Origin of the sequence: Rheinheimera sp. KL1 (assembly GCF_001275035.1) — a bacterium.
Lineage (GTDB): Bacteria > Pseudomonadota > Gammaproteobacteria > Enterobacterales > Alteromonadaceae > Pararheinheimera > Pararheinheimera tangshanensis.
In genome coordinates, this window is sequence record NZ_LAMX01000027.1 from 136,012 (window position 1) to 154,228 (window position 18,217).

Here is an 18,217-nt window from a genome sequence, read left to right on the forward strand (position 1 = left end):
TTCCAGAGTAAAATGTCACCGGACTGGTTAAGCACCACACCAACTACAATCGAAAGTCTTGAGCTGAAGTTAATGCGGTTGATTTTGGCGCAAAGCTCTGATTTAACTCCGCATTTCCGTCAGGTTAATCACACTAAAGCTACGGAGTTGACTCGTACCCAGTCTTCCAGTTGTATGGCCAGTATCTTAAAAAATCCACAACGAGCTGCCGAGTTTATTTTCAGCCAACCGCTTTTAGCGACGGAAGGATTAAGACTTTATCTGCCTATTGAAAGTCCGTTACATACCAAACTACAATCCCGGTTAAAGCTCTGGGGTGGCAAAGTGCAGCTGCGGGATTTGCTGTTGACTGAATCAGGTTTTGTGTTAGGACTGGATCAGGAACGCTCCTATGGTGCAGGGTTGGATGTGCTATTAAAAGAAAAAGTGCTTCGGCGTAGTTTGTACTTTAAACAAAGTGGCGCTCAGATTGCGCAGCTTTGGCCCATGTTGCAGCAGGGCCGAGTGTCAGCTGTACTGGAATATCCTTTTATGTTGGCAACGACAGATGCCAGTATGCTACATAGTTATGAAGTCGCTGAAGCCGAACCTTTGCAACTGGGTTATTTTGCTTGTAATAAAAGTGAAACTGGTCAGGCTATTATCAATAGTCTGGATAAAAGCATCCAGGCTTTGGTAGGTACCCAGGCTTATCTGGATTTGCATTTAACGACAGTACCGACAGAGCGGCGGCAGGCGTTTATACAAAATTACAATCAGCTAATGCTGGGTAAGCTAAATTAAGTGAGTACCAGCCAACCCGATGTAGTTCGCCTTTTGATGCAGCTGACTATATCGGGTCAGGGCAAAGAATTAACCTTTGGCCTTAGCGGCTTTTTTCAGCGCTTTTTTCTTCGCTGCTGTTTTAGGTTTTTTCTGTTTAGTCGGCGCTTTGGCTTCTTTGTGTTTAGGGCGTAAGCTTCAATAAAGCGGCGTTTGAGTGGCTGCTCTGTATAACGCTCTACTTTCCCTACCACACCAATATCGTGAGCTTCCACTAACGAAATAGCCGTACCTTTTTTACCAGCACGGCCAGTACGGCCAATACGGTGCACATAGACATCTGCAGTGCGTGGCATATCGTAGTTAATCACATGAGTGATATCGTCAATATCCAGACCACGAGCCGCTATATCGGTCGCCACCAGAATACGCACCTGATTGTTACTAAAACGTGCCAAAGCAGTCTGACGTTTGTCCTGTGCCATTTCACCCTGTAACCAGCAACATTTTAAACCTGCGGCTTCAAGCTGACCTGTTAAGGTGGCTAAACGTTCACGGGTTTTGACAAAGACGATGACTTTGCTGACATCTTCTTGCTTCAGAATATGGATAAGCAGCGCCAGTTTATGTTCGGCATCGTCAGCAGCGTGCATCCACTGCTGAATCTTGGCTTTTTCGCGACGTGGTGGCGCGGCTTCAATCAGCACGGGCTCACGTAAAGCGCGCTCAGAAAACTTATTGACGCCATTGCCTTCCAAAGTGGCAGAAAATAACATGGTCTGACGACGGCGTTTGGCTTCGAGAATAATGCGGTTCATCTCACCAACAAAACCCATATCCAGCATACGGTCGGCTTCGTCGAGGATCAGCACTTCTACTTCGTCGGCATGGAAACTTTCGTTATCCAGATATTCAATTAAACGGCCCGGTGTAGCCACCAGAATATCGTTGTTTTTTTCTAAGGTTTCTTTGTGACTGCCGTAGTTGATACCGCCAGTGATCACCCCAGCGTGCAGGTCGGTCAGCATAATCAGCTGTTGCACCTGTTCAAAAATCTGATAGGCCAGTTCACGGGTTGGCGTCATGATGAGTACACGGGCAAAACCCGGATCGCGGCGCGGAAAATCCAGCAGGTACTGAATTGCCGGCAATAAAAACGCCAGCGTTTTGCCTGTGCCTGTGGGCGCACTGGCCAGTATGTCGCGGCCTTCCAAAGCCACAGGAATAGCCAGTTTCTGAATGCTGGTCGCTTCTTTAAAACCCGCTTTACTCAGGGTTTTCTCTAAGCTGTCATCCAGTTGAAACTCAGCAAAGGTCATTTTTTCCTGTGCAGTGTTGATTTCGCTCACGCTGTTCTTACCTTCTGTTTAGATCTCGTTTAATAAGATGATGTTCTGTACTGACATACAAAACAGCTTCTTATACACTGCCACTCTTTTGGCCTTAGTAAGTAAGGGCAGTAGTGAGCGGCTTTTGGTGTAAAGAATTTTTTGTTGGCCACGACCGCTGTGCGATGAAAGTCGGCACGGACGCCTTGCTGTTGGGCGCCTGGGCCACTTTACCCAAGGCTGGCACAGCGCTGGATATAGGGGCAGGTAGTGGCATTTTGTCTCTGATGCTGGCGCAGCGATTGCAAAAATCTGGGCTGAACCCATTGGTTTATGCTGTCGAATTGGACCAGGATGCGGCCTTACAGGCGCAGGAAAATGTGGCGGCCAGTCGCTGGGCGGCACAAATCCATGTCATTCAGGCCGATATTCTAACCTATGCGGCGACGGATAACCAACCAGAGCATGGATTTGAACTGATTATCAGCAATCCGCCTTATTTTCAGCAGAGTTTAGCCGCTTCAGATCCGAAGCGTCATCAGGCCCGCCATACCGATAGCTTGTCTTTTACTGACTTAGCTTTAGTTGCCAAAAAGCTCGCCGCGCCGGATGCACATTTTTGTTTAGTCTTGCCCGTGGACGCAGATTTTAGAGCGGTAGCAGAGCAGGCCGGTTGGACTTTGCAACGACGTTGCCTGGTTAAAACTGCTGCGCATAAAGCCGCTAAATTGCAGCTGTTGGATTTTAGTGCCAGTGCCGTAACCAGCCAGGTTGAACAGACAGAACTCTTGATACAACAAAGCCCAGGCCAGTACAGTGATGACTATCGAACCCTTCTGGCCGATTTTTATTTAAGGTTTTAACTGATGACTGCCTCTTGCCCCTTTAGCCCCAAAGCGTTACGCCAACTGATACTGCAGCATCAGGGCTTACTTCAACCAGCATCCGGCAAAGCAGCTGTGGCACAAGTGCTACAACAAATCAGTTATGTGCAGTTGGATTCTATTTATGTGGTGGAGCGGGCGCATCACCATGTGCTGTATAACAGAGTAAAAAACTACCAGCCAAAGCTGTTAGATAAAGCACTGCAGCAAAAACAAAGTTTTGAATACTGGTCGCATGCAGCGTCCTTTTTGCCCGCTGAAGATTATCGTTTTAGTCTGCAGCGCAAGCTGTTACTGCAAAACGGTAATAACCACTGGTTTAAGCCTGAACAGCAACTGATGAATGAAGTGTTGGCTCGCGTTAAGGCCGAAGGCCCACTAAAGGCCAGTGATTTTGCCGATAATAATGGCAATGCGGGTAAGAAAAACGGCGCCTGGTGGGACTGGCAACCTGCCAAACAAGCGCTGGAACAGCTATTTATGCAAGGCAAGCTGATGGTGGCGCGGCGGGATAAATTCCAGAAGGTTTTATGATCTGGCTGAGCGAGTCTGGCCTGCTCATGCAGCGCAGGTGCCACCTACAGAGGCAGAGTTTGCCGATTATTTAATAGAGCGTTGCCTGCAAAGTCAGGCTTTGGCCACAGTGCAGCACATAGGTTATCTGCGTAAAAATATGCAGTTGGCACTGAAGCAACAGCTAAAACAACAGCTGGAGCAGGGCAGGCTGCAGACTTTTTTGCTGGATGGAAAGATCTATTACTATAGGCCCCAGTTAGCGCTCACTAACAAACTACCTAATAAAGTGCCCAATAAAGTCTGGCTGTTGTCGCCTTTTGATAACTTAGTGATCCAGCGCGACCGGCTAAAGCAGCTGTTTAATTTTGATTATCAGATTGAAGTGTATGTGCCCGCCGCCAAACGGCAGATTGGTTATTACAGCCTGCCCATTTTGTATAAAGACCAGTTTATCGGTCAGGTGGATGTGAAAGCAGACAGAGCCAGCAACACCTTATTGCTGCAGCATTTAGTGCTGGATGAACAGGTCAGACTGACGGATGCCTTAAAAGTGGCTTTAACCAAAGCAGTGGTGGACTATGCCTGTTTTAATGGCTGCGAAAGTTGGCAATTGATTAAAGCCAGTGCAAAGGCCCGAGACTGGCTTGTTAGTTAAAGCTTAATTAAAGTTTGGTTCGGTAGACGTACTTAGCCAGAGGATGTTGTTGTTTTTGTAAGTCTTGTACAAACAGCTGAGCCACTTTCGAAGCGCCTTGCACTGATAAATGGGTGTTGTCGGTTTTGCCATCCGGAAACTTCTGATACAAACCCGCCGGCACCTGAATAAAATACGGCTGACTGTCCGTAGGGCCCAACTCTTGCCATAAATCACAGCTTTGCTGCTGCAAATCAAAAAAGTCGATCTGCGCCAATTCAGCCTGTTGTTTGGCTTGGGCTGCGTACGCTGCTAAATCCCGCTCTAAAGTTTTGTCTTTAAAATTACGCCTGCAAATCGAGCTTGCCAGCATCGGAATAGCGGCTTTGGCTTTGACCTCACGGATAAACTGCTGCAGCAACTCTGGGTAACGCGTATTCACCTCTGCATAACGCTTCGGGTCGTCCTGTTTTTGATCGTTATGGCCAAACTGGATCAACACATAATCACCAGCTTGCAGCTCATCCAGCAGCATTTGCCAGCGACCTTCGTTTAAGAATCTTAAGGTGCTGCGGCCATTGGCGGCTAAATTGACGACTTGCAACTGCGGCAGCATAAAGTCAGACAATAACTGGCCCCAGCCGCGCTCCGGATAAGCCAGGTTAGTTTTATCTGACATAGTGGAATCACCGACCAGATAGAGTTTGGCAGGCGGAGTGTTGGCCTTAGTGGTTAACCAGCTGCGGATGGTTTTTAGCAACTGCTCAGGCTGCCACTGGCCCTGATAAACCCAATCTTCGGTGATCTGAGATACTGCTTTAGGCCAGTTGCTTTGTAGCCAGCCGTAACTGGCACCCGTGGAGCCACTAAAATAACTACGCTCACCCCATAAGTTGGCTCTGTCGCGGCTGGGTTCGTCCGGATAAGTTTTACGGAATATAGATTTATCTGCCATCAAAGGTGAATACTGATTATTCTGCAGATAAAACTGGGCGTCATAATGGCGGCGGCCCAGTAAAAAGCCCTGAATACCGGACAGCTTCGAGTCTGTGACCACTAACTTCGCGTTTTTATCCAGCTCGCCATCGTGCCAAAGTGAGGCCTCTGTGGCCTGACTATAAAATTGGCTCTGTTTTATCCAGGCAGTGCCACGTGGACAGACATAATCAACATGGCCTTCAAAGTAACAGTTGCTGTGGTAATACAGCCCTTGTTTATTCCACAAACTTAAGCTGTCGGCACCTCCCGCTATCACTCTGCATTGGTCTGTAATGATGCGGCTGGCTTGCTCAAAACCACGAATGGCAAACTGATGGTCGTGATCGCCATATACAGCACCATAGCTATTAAATACGGTTAAATCTAACAGCACTATGTCCGAGGCTTTGATATTCACCACGGCAGAACCCCAGTCATCAGGCTGTTGTTTTAAATGGTTTTTACGAAGTTCCGGGAATTCAATGGTGGTGCTGGTTTTACCGCTGCCGGCCAACACCACTTTATCGCGGGTCAGGTAAAGTTTTTCTTTATAAATGCCGGGGCCAATTTCAATCAAAGCCCATTGCTTGGTTGCAGGTAAAGAATCCAGCGCCTGCTGTACAGAGCGAAAAGGCGCGGAGCCATCCAAAGCAACCTGTAAGCGAAGTGGTTGCTCACTGGCGTGCAGGCTCAGGCAAAATAGGCTGAATGCCAGTGCACCCAGCCAGACAGTAAGAAACTTCATCAGCTTAGTCTTTTAACAGCTGTGCCATTTGCACGCCAGCCATAATAAAAGGCCCTGTGCCTTTGCTATCGTTGCGGTAGATTGGCTCACTCATGTAATAGTGATAGCTACCATCGCGACCAGCACCTAAACCCGCCACTTGTACCATGTTAGTCAGGCTGATGCTGCCATCCGGATGTACCAGTACAAATTCATTGAGCAGGCCTTGCCAGGCTTTTTTACTAATATCCAGATACTGCTCTTTGGGTAAATAGCCTTTATTGATAGCTTTGGCGTAAAAATACACAAACATGCTGCTGCCACTCGATTCCAGATAGTTACCCCGTTCACCAGCTTTATCCATAATATGGTACCAAACGCCTGTTTCAGCATCCTGAAACCTGGCTAAATCAGCGGCCAGTTCAGTCACCATATTCAGCAGTGGCTGGCGTAATTCAGTGTTATCCGCTGGGATATAATCCAAAACATCCACCAGTGCCATAGCTAACCAGCCAAGAGCACGGCCCCAAAAATAAGCTGAGCGACCTGTTTCCTTATCGGCCCAATCCATTTGTTTGGATTCATCCCAGGCATGGAAATACAAACCGGTTTTATCATCACGTAACTGTTCGCGGGTGACTTCAAACTCATGTACGACTTGCTGCAAACTGGCGCCTTGTTCAAACAGGCTGCTGTAATAGGCTAAAAACGGCATGCCCATATAAACGCCATCTAACCAGAGTTGATGTGGGTAAACCTGTTTGTGCCAGAACGCGCCGTTTGAGGTTTTTGGATGATGCTTTAATTGTTCGCGTAACGCTTGGACTGCCAGTTGATATTTAGGCTCTTTGCTTTGTTCAAATACACGCAGTAGTACGTTTCCACTATTAATACTATCGATATTAAACTTGCTGGCGTTATAGCTATGAATGCTGCCGTCGTCTGTGACAAAGGTATCGGCCATTTTACTGACAACGGCTGATAAGCCGGGTTCGGAGCGTATTTATTTAAATCATCAAAAGCCTGTACCAGTAAGCCTGTGGTGTATTCAAAAGCGACAGGTCTGTCGCGCTCCGTATCCCAGCCGCCCCAATAATACTGGCCTGCCTGGCGGTTTAGATCTGAGTTAGCTAATTGCTGGGTCCAGTACAAAGCACGTTCGCTGGTCAGAGGCTGACTGGTTTGCGCTTTGGTTAATTCTGTTTTTAACCTTAAGCGGGGTTGCAGGGTTAAGCGTTCCACTTCTTGCTGCAGATACTCCACAAACTGCTGTTCATTGGTAATGCCATTCAGTTCATGTTGCCAGGCACCTAACAGGTAATACTCCAGATGCTGACCTGATACATCCATCACAGCCACATGGTTATGCTCGTCTGTCGTCAACTGCTCCAGCTTGCCGCGTTTAAATAAAATCGCCATGCCAAGGTTGGAACCATCCAGACTTTGTTTGCCGTAAGTCGCTAGGTACGTATAAGTATGGCCACTGCTTTCCAGTGTGCCGGTCAGGAGCTTGGTATCAGGGAGTTTTACTATACCCAGCGCCAGATTATCCAGTGGCTGACTTAAGGTTAGGCGGTTATGCAGTAAACGGCTGCCTGCTGTCATCGATAAATGGGCTTTCACATCCAGAGTTTTACCGGCGATTTGCCAGTTTTTGTAGTCTATGGTCAGGGCTGAATACAAATGGCCATTTTCAATAATAGTGGCAGTATGACCGTCCAATTTGGACACTCGTTCTACTTTGCTGCCATCCCAGTAACCAAAACCACCAACCCCTACTGCTTTGCCAACTTTCAGTACATCTGTGCCCCAGGGCAACATATCATGGTAGGAGCTGTAGCCATCCTGACCTATTTGGTCCAGTATTGGCTTACCTGTTTTATTACCAAAAATATCAAAGCCATTACGCCAGTCGAGATAAATACGGTACGCCACTTTATCGGACTCAATACCAGGGCCTTCGTAACGGATAAATTCACTGTGATCTGTGTATTGGGGTGGCGGAGTCAGACTACTGACATTTTCAAAATGACCGCCGATATACTTTTTATCTTGCCACTGACCACCGGCTTTTTGCGAAATTTCGGCCTGAGTTTGTTTCGGCTGTTCTGTTGCTGTGCCTGCGGTGATTTGCAGATCGAGAGTTTCACCAGCACTCAGAGTGGGGCTGATAAGTAAGGTATCTTTTTCGCCATCAGCGTTGCGGTCAATCCACTGTGAGGGCAGTTGGCCTTTGCTGTCGGTTGCAATAAAGCCGGAATTCTGGACTTCAGTTTCTGCCAGTCCTAAGTCGGCGGCAGCAAGATAAATAGGCTCTTGTGAGCGTAAAAAATCAGAAGGGTTATGAATGCTTAACCTGGCAACTGCTTTGGCCGGAGCGGACTGAACGCTTTGTGATTCTGTGGGTTCTGGTGCCGGAGCAGGTTTACCACAGGCGGCTAAAAAACTTAAGCTGAGGCTGGAGATCAGTAATGGGCTTTTAAACATCGAAGTCACGGCTATTACCTGTTGTAAAAGGATAAACAAAATCGTGACTTACAGCACCAGACTGTAAGTCACGCCAAAGCCGCCATCCATGGCTAAGCAATGTAGCTATTTAGATCAAAATTTATACTGCGCGCCGACGTAATACTGACGACCAGTTTCATGGTAATAGGTCAGGCGGTTACCGGCTGAATCTACCCACTGATCATCCACTTCGTCGGTCAGATTCAGTGCTTCAAAACTGATTTTCCAGTTGTCGTTTAACGCGTAGGATACTGAGGCGTCGACGTTAGTGGTGGCATTGGTACCTTCCATATCGTTGTTATCACGGCCTATGGCTGTGGTCAGGTATTTACCACGTTTTGCCATGGATACACGGGCGTTTAAGGCTTCATGCTCGTAATAAATAGTGGCAGCAGAGGTGTTTTTTGACAGGCCGTTTAAATCTCGAGTGGCCTGCACTACGCCAGCTGCACTGATGTAGTCCATCTGAGCGTCAACATAAGTGTAATTGCCGATAAAACCAAATCTGTTCCAGAACTCAGGCAGGAAAGTGAAAGGCAATTGATAGCTTACTTCCATTCCTTTTAAATCACCGCCAGGGCCATTGAGGGGGGTAGTTACCTGCCAATCGACGTTTTCATTACAGTCCGCATTGTAACCAGGACCTGCGGTACAGGCATCAATAGCTGCCTGGATCGGTAATCCCGTTGCAGTAAAGGCTTTGGTTTCACGTAAAGTCTGGACATGGCTGTCAATATCTTTGAAGAAGAACGCCACACCTAGCATGGATTCGTCAGAGAAATAGAATTCGAAACCCAAGTCGTATGTCTGAGCTTTGGTCGGCTCCAGTTGTGGGTTACCCCCTGAAACTGCGCGACTGCCGCCAGAAACAGATACTGAGACGTCAGGACGAATAGATCCTAAACCTGCACGAGCCATTACTTCTGCAGCACCAAAACGTACAATCACATCATCCCATGGTTCTAACGCCAGGTTTAACGAAGGCAATAACTCATTGTAATCATGTTCAGCTGTGATTTGAGTCGGAGTCGTGGCAAAAGTAGCCCATGCAGTGGAGCTTTGGTCTGTTTTCACCTGACGTAAGCCAATGTTACCGCGCAGTGGCATATCGGCAATATCTGTATCAAAACCTAATTGCAGATACGCACCTAAAGTTTCTTCTTCGGCTGAGTAGTTATCAGGGCGACGGAAGTCTGCGCTGACTACAAAAGCACCTGTATTACTGTAGATATCATACTGAGCATCAATAGCTGCAAAATCAGGTACTAACCAAACAGGTTGGCTACCTAAGCCTGAGTTGTATTCTTTTAACAGATCCGGCGTGTAGACGATTCCTGCACCATTTTCAGTTTGGCGACGGGCTTCATAGGTTTCAAAACTAAAGTCTTTATAATGCAAGCCTGCTTTTAGTGTGATGTTGTCGGTTAACAAGTAGGTAAAGTTCAGCTCAGCGGTGTCAAAGCTGTTTTCAGCCCCCAATGGACGCAAACGCACGCTGTTTGAGGTCCAGCCTGTTGGATCAAATACTCCAGCACCATAAGTCAGCGCAGGGCTTTCTCTGTTGCCACCACGGTAATCATAGGCAAACTCCACACCACGTTTTTCTGCTACCAAGGTCGTTTGGACCGGATTATCAAACTCTGATTTGGCGGTACCAATCATCGCATCCATGCTCAAATCATCAGTCAGATGCTGTTTTAACGACAGGTTGTATTGCAGGAATTCTGTGCTGAGTTCGTCAAAGCGGTTTTCGGCACGAATAGTGGCATTTTCAAAACTGCCGTAGGTCATGGTATTGGTGTCATCGATAAAATAATCAACTACGTTCATGACTCCGGTATTTCCTGAGGCCGCAGTTGCTGAAGTAGAACGATTAGCTCCAGCGTTCAGAATGCCCTGCAGAAACACTTCATTACGGGTTGCATCCGTTTTTGCATACAACACATCTAAATCAATCTTGGTGTCTTCATTAGGTCTGAACTGGAAAGAAGAGCTTAAACCTAAGCGATCCATATCATGAGTGTAAGAGTCATAACGGGGTAAACGTGGGCGGAATGCATTATTAATTTCGTCCAGTTCAGGTGCAGCGTTATCACCCTGATAAGAGCCAAAGTCGTTGACGTTGTTCCAGCGTACTGTACTTGCACCTTGATCTTTGAGCTGACGTTCTGAATAAGAGGCAGAAAATAATGCACCGACTTTGCCGTCAGCAAAAATATTACTGACTAAAAACGAGGTTTTCGGATCTGACTTTTCAGACAAATCGTTGTAACCCATCTGACCTGAGGCGGCGAAAGTAAAGCCATCGTAATCAAAAGGTTGTGCCGCTCTTAAGTCGACAGTGGCACCTAAAGAGCCCTCTTCGACATCTGCTGATGCGGTTTTACGCACTGTCAATGAGCTGAATAAATCTGAGGAGAAAGTATTAAAGTCAAAACCACGGCCACGGTTTGCGCCACCTATCTGATCAGTACCACCGCTGGTGGACACTGCTTCCATGCCGTTAATACGGACGCGGGTAAATTCAGGGCCCAGGCCTCGTACAGAAATCTGACGGCCTTCGCCTGCTGCACGTGAAATAGCAATACCTGGAATACGCTGCAGGGATTCAGCCAGGTTTAAATCCGGAAAGTCGGCGATATCTTCCGCCAGAATGGCATCGATGGCGCCATCAGACTGGCGTTTTTGATTTAATGCATTGGATAAAGAATCGCGGAAACTGCCTTTCACTTCGATCACTTCAATTCTTTCTTCGGCTTGCTTCGTTTCAGCCGTCTCTTGTGCAGAAACAGAAACTACTGAAGTACAACCTGCGATAGCTAAAGCTAACGCAATTTTATTCGGGTGAAATGGCGTGTTGGATTTTGCCATGATATCTACCTCGTCCTGTCTGGTTCAAAGCGTTCAGCCAGTTCATGCCAGCTGTATTTTTAATAATGGAAGACGCTTTGTGCGACTCCCTGTTGATTTTGTCTACCGGTGGCAAAAAGTGCTTGCAATTTTGTGCCACCGATGGCAAAAAGCTAACACCAAGCTTAGATTACTGTCAAACGTCGCACAAAAAAAAATCAGTCATGTTGTAAGGTTTTATTTGATGTTGATAGTTAACTTATTGTTTTGTATTGATAATGTTGCACATTTAATCACCGGATAAAATAGGTTTTGTTCCAGATGTGAAATTAATTCAGCTTAGACCGAACTTCACGGCCAGTTTGAACATTAAATATGCAGTAATAACAAGCTGTGGATCAGATAAAAAGGAATCAAAGAATGTCGGCTTTATTTTCGTTAAAAGGACAAAGAGCATTGGTCACTGGTGCCAGCCGTGGTTTAGGTAAGGCCATTGCACATGCTTGGCACAAGCTGGAGCTTCGGTGATTTGTTGCAGCTCGCAGTCAGATGGCGCCCGAAAAACTGCAGCTGAGATTGAGGCACAAGGTGCTCAGGCGTTTTCATTGGCCGCTGATTTATCGGATTTAGAGCAGGTGCGTTCTTTAGCGCAAAATGCTTTAGCATTGGGCGACGTGCATATTCTGGTCAATTGCGGTGGTACCATTTTCCGTGCTCCAGCTGTCGATTATCCACTGCAAGAGTGGCAAAACGTCATGCGGGTGAATCTGGATTCTGCGTTTTTGTTAAGCCAGTTGCTGGGTGCTGAAATGCTGAAACGAGGTCAGGGCAAAATCATCAATATTGCCTCTATGTTGTCCTACAGCGGTGGTATTACGGTGCCAGCTTACACCGCCAGTAAACATGCGATTACAGGGTTAACCAAAGCTTTGGCCAATGAATGGGCTGCCTCAGGTTTAAATATTAATGCGATAGCTCCGGGGTATTTCCGTACTGACAATACCTTTGCTTTGCAGCAGGACGAAGTTCGTAATCAGGCTATTCTGGCAAGGATCCCGTCTGGTCGTTGGGGAGAGCCCGAAGATTTAGCAGGTGCTGCGGTATTTTTGGCAAGCAGCGCCAGTAATTATGTCAACGGCCATGTATTGGCCGTTGATGGAGGCTGGCTGGCTCGTTAAGGCCAATTCATGCCCATTTTTTCAGGAGAATAAAATGAATGTAATTTTTGAAAACCGTTTTGCCACAGCTCCCTTGGATGTCAAACACTACGACACCGAAAAGCTGCGGCAGAATTTTTTGATCGACAACCTGATGCAGGCTGATCAACTGGTGTTGTGTTACACCCACTATGAACGTTTGATTGTTGGCAGCGCTGTGCCGGTCAAAGCCCCTGTTGCATTGCAAACAGTAGATGCACTCAAAGCTGAGTTTTTTCTACAGCGCCGTGAACTGGGAGTGATCAACGTCGGCGGCACTGGCTATGTAGAAGTTGACGGTAATCAATACGAGCTTGCCAATAAAGAAGCTTTGTATGTAGGGATGGGCTGTAAAAACGTTAGCTTTCATAGCTTAAACGCTCAGGAGCCGGCGAAGTTTTACTTAAATTCTACTCCTGCCCATCACGCTTATCCGGTGCAGCATGTACGGATGAATGATTGTAAGAAGCTGGAAATGGGCGCTTTAGCGACCAGTAATGAGCGCATTATTTATCAGTTAATGATTAAAGAAGTCGTACAGACCTGTCAGCTGCAAATGGGCTTAACAGTGCTGAGTCAGGGCAGCGTCTGGAATACTATGCCGGCGCATCAGCATGACAGACGAATGGAAGCCTACTTCTATTTTGATCTGACGCCAGGTCAGGCCGTCTGTCACTTTATGGGGGAACCCAAAGAGACCCGTCATTTATGGCTGGGTAATGAGCAGGCAGTGGTCTCTCCGCCATGGTCTATTCACAGTGGCGTTGGTACCGGCAGTTATGCCTTTATCTGGGGGATGGCTGGTGAGAATCTGGACTATCACGATATGGATAAATTTGGCCCTGATCAATTGAGATAAGGGGGACGGAGCTCTGGGGAGAGCTTCGTTTAGTCTTGTGTGCGAAGCCTGGGAAACTTGATGTAGTAGTTAAAAAAGCGGCTTCAGGTTCGAGGTGTATACAGGGCAGCAATCACTGCAACAGACAGTGTGCCCTTCGACAGCGCCAGCAGTACGAGCGCTGACTTATAAAAAAGACATACCTCGTCAATAAAGCTGCGGCTTTAATCAGGACGGGGAAAGCAACAGGTAGGTTAGACGATGAAATTCTTTTCACTGCGCAGCATAATGCTGTGCTGCGGTTTGGCGACTTTGCTATCCATCACAGGCTGTCAGCGCCAGCAAGATCACATTACCTTGCGTATGGGCCATTCGTTAGATCAGGAACATGTGGTGCACAAAGCTATGGTCTATATGGCAGAGCGACTGGAGCATTACTCCAAAGGTCAGATGCATATTCAGATCTATAGCGGTGGTCAGCTCGGTTCAGAGCGTGAATTGATTGAACTGCTGCAAATTGGCAGCCTGGCCCTAACTAAAGTGTCAGCCAGCCCGCTCGAAGGTTTTGTGCCCAGAATGCAAGTATTCAGTGTGCCTTATGTGTTCAGAGACAGCGCGCATTTATGGGCTGTATTAAACGGCTCTATAGGCCAGGAGCTGCTCAATTCAATGCATAGTGCCCGTTTGCATGGCTTAGGTTATTACGATGCCGGCAGCCGCAGTTTTTACACCACGAACAAGGCCATACGTCAGCCTGCTGATTTAAAAGGTTTAAAGTTCCGGGTTCCGAATAGTCAGACCTCAGTGCAGATGGTGCAAACCTTAGGGGGGGCGGCCACGCCAGTCGATTGGGGCGAACTCTACACAGCTCTGCAGCAGGGGGTGGTGGATGGAGCTGAAAACAACCCGCCCAGTTTCTTTTTATCCCGCCATTACGAATTATCTAAATACTACAGTCTGGATGAGCATACCTCAGTGCCGGACGTCATTTTAATGAGTTTACCTGTCTGGAAAAGCCTGACGACTGAGCAACAAGGCTGGCTGGAGCTGGCGATGAAAGACTCAGTGCGTTATCAGCGTGATTTATGGCAGCAGGCCAGCGACGATGCCCTTGCCAAAGTAAAGGCTGCAGGCGTTGAAGTGATTTATCCGGATAAAGCCGCTTTTGCTGCAGCTGTGCAGCCACTGCATCAATCTTTGCTGGGCACCGAAGTAGGGAACCTGATGGCTGAAATTGCGTTGGTTCAGGGCGAAACTGTGGAGGTGTCCAATGACTAAATTAGTGCTGTTAGTGGATTGGCTGTTAAAGCGCAGTTTAATGCTGTTGATGGCTGCCATAGTACTGGTGGTCTGCTGGCAGGTGTTATCTCGTTTTGTGCTGACTAATCCCAGTTCCATGACTGAAGAAATCGCCCGTTGTTTATTGCTGTGGATTGCCATGTTAGGGGCGGCTTATGCCTATCGCACTGGTCAGCATTTGGGCTTGGATATAGTCACCAGCCGGATGACGCCGTTGTGGCAACACCGTATTGCTTTTGTGCTGACGGCCGCTGTGGTGGTTTTTTCGTCTATTGTGATGGTCTGGGGGGCGGCGAATTGGTATGGCTTACCTTTGAGCTAAACCAGATGTCAGCTGCTTTAGGTATTCGTATGGGCTGGATTTATATGGTGCTGCCTTTGGCTGGTGTGTTAATTGCGTTTTATGGAGTTTGTCAGCTGCGCTGTCTGGCGGCAAAAATTCAACTGGTCCCGGCAGAGGAGTCTGAATAATGGAATGGTCCGCACTTATTTTAATTAGCGTATTTTTTGTTTTGTTGTTACTGAACGTTCCTATTTCTTTTTGTATAGGTTTAGCCACGTTATGCACTATGTTGTTGTCGATGGATTTATTACCAGCTGTGACTACGTTGGCGCAACGTATGGCGGGTGGCTTAAATAGTTTTGCCTTGCTGGCCATTCCGTTTTTTGTGCTCTCAGGTTTGTTGATGGGGCGGGGAGGTATAGCCAAACGTTTAATTGAAGCTGCTATGGCATTGGTAGGCAGTTTGCCCGGTGGTCTGGCCCTGGTCAATGTGCTGTCTTGTATGTTATTTGGCGCTATTTCGGGCTCTGCAGTTGCAGCCACTTCTGCCATCGGCAGTTTTATGGTGCCTGAAATGAAAAAACAAGGCTATGACGTCAATTACAGTGCTGCGGTCACAGCAGCGGCAGCCACTACTGGTATGCTCATTCCTCCGAGCAATATTATGATTGTGTACGCTATTGCCAGCGGAGGAGTATCTATTGCTGCTTTGTTTGTCGCAGGGTATTTGCCTGGTATTTTATTAGGGACGGGGTTAATGGTGGTATGTGCTGGTTACGCCAAACTAAAAGGCTATCCACTGGCTGCCCGTTTACCTTTGTCTTTAACTTTCAAAAAAATGGCTGCAGCTATTCCAAGTTTGCTGATGATTATTTTGGTGATAGGCGGCATTATCAGTGGTGCTTTTACTGCAACGGAAGCAGGCGCTATCGCTGTGGTCTATTCCTTTGTTCTGGCGGTTTGTGTCTACCGTGAAGTAAAAATAAAGGAGTTGCCGGCAATACTGCTGAAATCGGCAGAAACAACCGCCATAGTGATGGCGTTGATTGCCACTTCTGCGGCTATGTCCTGGATTTTGTCCTATGAAAATATTCCTCAGACTGTCAGCCAGGGCTTATTAACCTTAAGTGAAAACCCGCTACTGATTTTGTTATTGATCAACATTATTTTGCTGGTGGTAGGCGCCTTTATGGATATGACGCCTGCAGTGCTGATTTTTACTCCTATCTTTCTACCTGTTGCCGTGGAGCTGGGAATGAGTCCGCTACACTTTGGTATTATGATGATTTTGAACCTGTCTATTGGTTTGGTCTCACCTCCTGTCGGTAGTGTACTTTTTGTTGCTTGTGCTGTGGCCAAAACCAAACTGGAGTCTTTGATCAAGCCGTTGTTGCCTATGTATGCCGCCATGTTTGTGGTGCTGATGATGGTGACATACATCCCTGCGATCAGTGAATTTTTGCCTGCTTTGTTTGGGCTTTAGGAGCTGTTATGACCAGTTATTTGATCCCTAATCTTGCCAATGCCTGCCGCATGATGGAGTTAGTGGCGGCATCAGGTTCAGGTTTAACTTTATCCCAGCTTGAACAGCAACTGCAGGTGCCCAGAACCAGCGCTTTTCGTATTTTACAAACCCTGTGTCAGCAACAAATGCTATACAAAGAGGGGAAAAAGTATCGGGTAGGCAGTAGTTTGTACAAAATGGGGCTGGACTTATTGCAGCACCATCATTTACATCAACTGGCGGTACCAGTGCTGCATAAACTGACTATCAGCACAGGCCTCACCAGCCATCTCGCCTTACCACGGCCTGATGGCGCTTTAATAGCTGAAGTCTGTGACAGTCCGAATCCCAGTCATCTGGCAGCCCGTCCCGGCTTTTTGGCGGATTTACACTGTTCTGCTGGTGGCAAGGTGTTTTTAGCCTTTAACTACTTTGATCAATTGGCTACTTTGCCTGGTTTGCAGCACATGCCAGCAAGGACAGCACAAAGCATTACCGATCTGGCCTGCTTGCGGGTAGAATTACAAAGCGTTTTAGGCCGGGGTTATGCAATAGACGATCAGGAATATCAGGCTAATGTGCGCTGTATCGCAGTGCCGATACGTAATGCGCAGGGCGCTGTTGTGGCTTCTGTTGGCGTCACCGGATTAACCAGTATTTTATGTAAACAACGTTTACCTGAATTTGTTGCAGCGGTGAAACAAGCGGCGATTGAAATCAGTCTGGCGTGCTATAGGCCTGCTTTGCTGGCTAACGATAAATAATAGGAAAAGCGGATGATACAAAAAAGTTCGACCATTAATGATGTCGCCCGTCTGGCTGGAGTGTCTAAACGCACAGTATCACGGGTGATCAATGGCTCATTAAGTGTTGGTGATAGCACCAGAGTCCGGGTCGAAAAAATTATCGCTGAATTAAATTATTCGCCAAATACGCAAGCCCGGGGTTTAGCCTCTAGCCGTTCCTATTTATTGGGTTTAATTTACGACAACCCGGATGCGTTGTATTTAGATGATGTTCAACGGGGGGTCCTGGAAATTTGCTCAACTCTTGGCTACGAGTTGGTGGTGCATCCTTGCCGTTATCGCAGTGAAACCCTAGTGCAGGATTGCCTGAATTTTATCAACAGATCCAAATTGGATGGGGTGATCGTATTGCCCCCGGTGTCGGAATTAGAATCTTTGGCACTTGCACTTAAAAATGCAGGCCGTCCTTATGTGCGTTTAACCTCAGTCAGCATCGATGAGCCGCAGCACATAGTCGTGTCGGATGACAGAGCAGCTGCAGCAGAGATGGCTCGTTATTTTGCTCAGTTAGGTCATCAGGATATTGCTTTTATCAGTGGTCCACAGCGTTATAAATCGTCAACAGAACGGATGGAAGGATTCAAATTAGGGTTATCGGCTTACGGTATTACCCTCCAAACTGAGCGTATTATTGAGGGCAATAATACTTATGAAACAGGGATTGAGTGCGCTCGTAATCTGCTGAGTCAAACGCCTTTACCTACTGCTATTTTCGCTAATAACGATCAGATGGCAGCTGGCGTGCTGAAAGTAGCGCATCAAATGGGTATAGCTATTCCAGACCAGCTTTCCGTAGCAGGTTTTGATGATAACTTGCTGGCTTCCAGAGTCATCCCGGCTTTAACCACTATTCGTCGTCCAGTGCGACAAATGGCACAATTGGCTACGACGAAAATGATTATGGTTATTGAACAAAATGATAAAGCTGCACAACAAGTTGCTGCCAAAGTGGCTCCCACTCTGGTTGTGCGCGAGTCTACGGCTCAGGCCGCTGTAGCAGTGTCATCATAACGACATCTGCTTTTATACTTTTTTAGTTTTCCCGGTCATGAAAATAGAGTAAGGTAGGTTTATTAGAAAAAATGAAACCATCTGCTGACTGGGATG

General features: G+C 47.2%; 14 protein-coding genes and 2 pseudogenes. 11 read left to right on the plus strand and 5 right to left on the minus strand.

Features of this window, described 5'->3' with window-relative positions:
* Positions 1-12: 12 nt before the first annotated feature.
* A complete protein-coding gene (locus WH43_RS16450; protein ID WP_053425671.1) occupies positions 13-783 on the plus strand; it encodes a hypothetical protein in 771 nt (256 codons plus the stop codon).
* A gap of 95 nt (positions 784-878) precedes the next feature.
* On the opposite strand, the gene srmB is transcribed toward WH43_RS16450, so the two are convergent.
* Positions 879-2,111 carry an ATP-dependent RNA helicase SrmB gene (gene srmB / locus WH43_RS16455; RefSeq protein ID WP_286049874.1) on the minus strand — a complete coding sequence of 411 codons (1,233 nt, stop codon included), beginning with the start codon at positions 2,109-2,111 and terminating at the stop codon, positions 879-881.
* A 113-nt stretch (positions 2,112-2,224) separates the two neighbouring features.
* On the opposite strand from srmB, the gene WH43_RS16460 reads away from it, so the two are divergent.
* Together WH43_RS16460 and WH43_RS21120 are read left to right on the plus strand one after the other, a co-directional pair.
* A complete protein-coding gene (locus WH43_RS16460; protein WP_286049875.1) occupies positions 2,225-2,953 on the plus strand; it encodes a tRNA1(Val) (adenine(37)-N6)-methyltransferase in 729 nt (242 codons plus the stop codon).
* A 3-nt stretch (positions 2,954-2,956) separates the two neighbouring features.
* Positions 2,957-4,145 (plus strand): annotated as a pseudogene (locus WH43_RS21120) (winged helix-turn-helix domain-containing protein).
* Between the two features lie 7 nt (positions 4,146-4,152).
* Here the strand turns inward: WH43_RS21120 and WH43_RS20885 are convergent.
* The 4 genes and pseudogenes from WH43_RS20885 to WH43_RS16480 form a co-directional block, all read right to left on the minus strand.
* Positions 4,153-5,847 carry a pectinesterase family protein gene (locus WH43_RS20885; protein ID WP_286049880.1) on the minus strand — a complete coding sequence of 565 codons (1,695 nt, stop codon included), beginning with the start codon at positions 5,845-5,847 and terminating at the stop codon, positions 4,153-4,155.
* Positions 5,848-5,851: 4 nt separating this feature from the next.
* A complete protein-coding gene (locus WH43_RS20890) occupies positions 5,852-6,790 on the minus strand; it encodes a glycoside hydrolase family 88/105 protein (RefSeq protein ID WP_286049881.1) in 939 nt (312 codons plus the stop codon).
* Between the two features lie 323 nt (positions 6,791-7,113).
* Positions 7,114-8,313, minus strand: a pseudogene (locus WH43_RS20895) (DUF4861 domain-containing protein); the annotation flags it as partial.
* A 114-nt stretch (positions 8,314-8,427) separates the two neighbouring features.
* The gene (locus WH43_RS16480) at positions 8,428-11,205 is read right to left on the minus strand and encodes a TonB-dependent receptor (RefSeq protein ID WP_053425673.1); all 2,778 of its coding nucleotides are present in this window, start codon (positions 11,203-11,205) and stop codon (positions 8,428-8,430) included.
* 503 nt (positions 11,206-11,708) lie between these two features.
* Between WH43_RS16480 and WH43_RS16485 the strand changes: the two genes are divergently transcribed.
* The 8 genes from WH43_RS16485 to WH43_RS16515 all read left to right on the plus strand — a co-directional run bounded on the left by WH43_RS16485 (position 11,709) and on the right by WH43_RS16515 (position 18,121).
* Complete coding sequence (locus WH43_RS16485) at positions 11,709-12,362, plus strand: SDR family oxidoreductase (RefSeq protein WP_286049884.1); 654 nt, start codon at positions 11,709-11,711, stop codon at positions 12,360-12,362.
* 34 nt (positions 12,363-12,396) lie between these two features.
* Positions 12,397-13,239, plus strand: coding sequence for a 5-dehydro-4-deoxy-D-glucuronate isomerase (gene kduI / locus WH43_RS16490; protein ID WP_053425674.1), 843 nt, complete (start codon positions 12,397-12,399; stop codon positions 13,237-13,239).
* Positions 13,240-13,479: 240 nt separating this feature from the next.
* Entirely contained in the window at positions 13,480-14,496 is a 1,017-nt protein-coding gene (locus tag WH43_RS16495) for a TRAP transporter substrate-binding protein (protein WP_053425675.1), read from the plus strand.
* Complete coding sequence (locus tag WH43_RS16500; RefSeq protein ID WP_286049886.1) at positions 14,489-14,839, plus strand: TRAP transporter small permease; 351 nt, start codon at positions 14,489-14,491, stop codon at positions 14,837-14,839. Before WH43_RS16495 ends, WH43_RS16500 begins: the two co-directional genes overlap by 8 nt.
* A 5-nt stretch (positions 14,840-14,844) precedes the next feature.
* Positions 14,845-14,988 (plus strand): hypothetical protein, encoded by a 144-nt coding sequence (locus WH43_RS20900; RefSeq protein WP_286049888.1) that lies wholly within the window; start codon positions 14,845-14,847, stop codon positions 14,986-14,988.
* Positions 14,988-16,283, plus strand: coding sequence for a TRAP transporter large permease (locus WH43_RS16505; RefSeq protein ID WP_053425676.1), 1,296 nt, complete (start codon positions 14,988-14,990; stop codon positions 16,281-16,283). The genes WH43_RS20900 and WH43_RS16505 overlap by 1 nt, the downstream gene beginning before the upstream one ends.
* A gap of 8 nt (positions 16,284-16,291) precedes the next feature.
* On the plus strand, positions 16,292-17,068 hold the full coding sequence (locus WH43_RS16510) for an IclR family transcriptional regulator (protein ID WP_053425677.1): 777 nt from the start codon (positions 16,292-16,294) through the stop codon (positions 17,066-17,068).
* A gap of 12 nt (positions 17,069-17,080) precedes the next feature.
* Positions 17,081-18,121, plus strand: coding sequence for a LacI family DNA-binding transcriptional regulator (locus tag WH43_RS16515; RefSeq protein WP_082335834.1), 1,041 nt, complete (start codon positions 17,081-17,083; stop codon positions 18,119-18,121).
* Positions 18,122-18,217: the final 96 nt, after the last annotated feature.

Bases quoted from the DNA above. Each gene is read 5' to 3' on its own strand.
- WH43_RS16505 (WP_053425676.1), top strand. From the start codon at position 14,988: ATGGAATGGTCCGCACTTATTTTAATTAGCGTATTTTTTGTTTTGTTG.
- kduI (WP_053425674.1), top strand. From the start codon at position 12,397: ATGAATGTAATTTTTGAAAACCGTTTTGCCACAGCTCCCTTGGATGTC.
- WH43_RS16500 (WP_286049886.1), top strand. From the start codon at position 14,489: ATGACTAAATTAGTGCTGTTAGTGGATTGGCTGTTAAAGCGCAGTTTA.
- WH43_RS16480 (WP_053425673.1), bottom strand. From the start codon at position 11,205: ATGGCAAAATCCAACACGCCATTTCACCCGAATAAAATTGCGTTAGCT.
- WH43_RS20890 (WP_286049881.1), bottom strand. From the start codon at position 6,790: ATGGCCGATACCTTTGTCACAGACGACGGCAGCATTCATAGCTATAAC.
- WH43_RS16495 (WP_053425675.1), top strand. From the start codon at position 13,480: ATGAAATTCTTTTCACTGCGCAGCATAATGCTGTGCTGCGGTTTGGCG.
- WH43_RS16450 (WP_053425671.1), top strand. From the start codon at position 13: ATGTCACCGGACTGGTTAAGCACCACACCAACTACAATCGAAAGTCTT.
- WH43_RS20900 (WP_286049888.1), top strand. From the start codon at position 14,845: ATGTCAGCTGCTTTAGGTATTCGTATGGGCTGGATTTATATGGTGCTG.
- WH43_RS20885 (WP_286049880.1), bottom strand. From the start codon at position 5,847: ATGAAGTTTCTTACTGTCTGGCTGGGTGCACTGGCATTCAGCCTATTT.
- WH43_RS16515 (WP_082335834.1), top strand. From the start codon at position 17,081: ATGATACAAAAAAGTTCGACCATTAATGATGTCGCCCGTCTGGCTGGA.
- WH43_RS16510 (WP_053425677.1), top strand. From the start codon at position 16,292: ATGACCAGTTATTTGATCCCTAATCTTGCCAATGCCTGCCGCATGATG.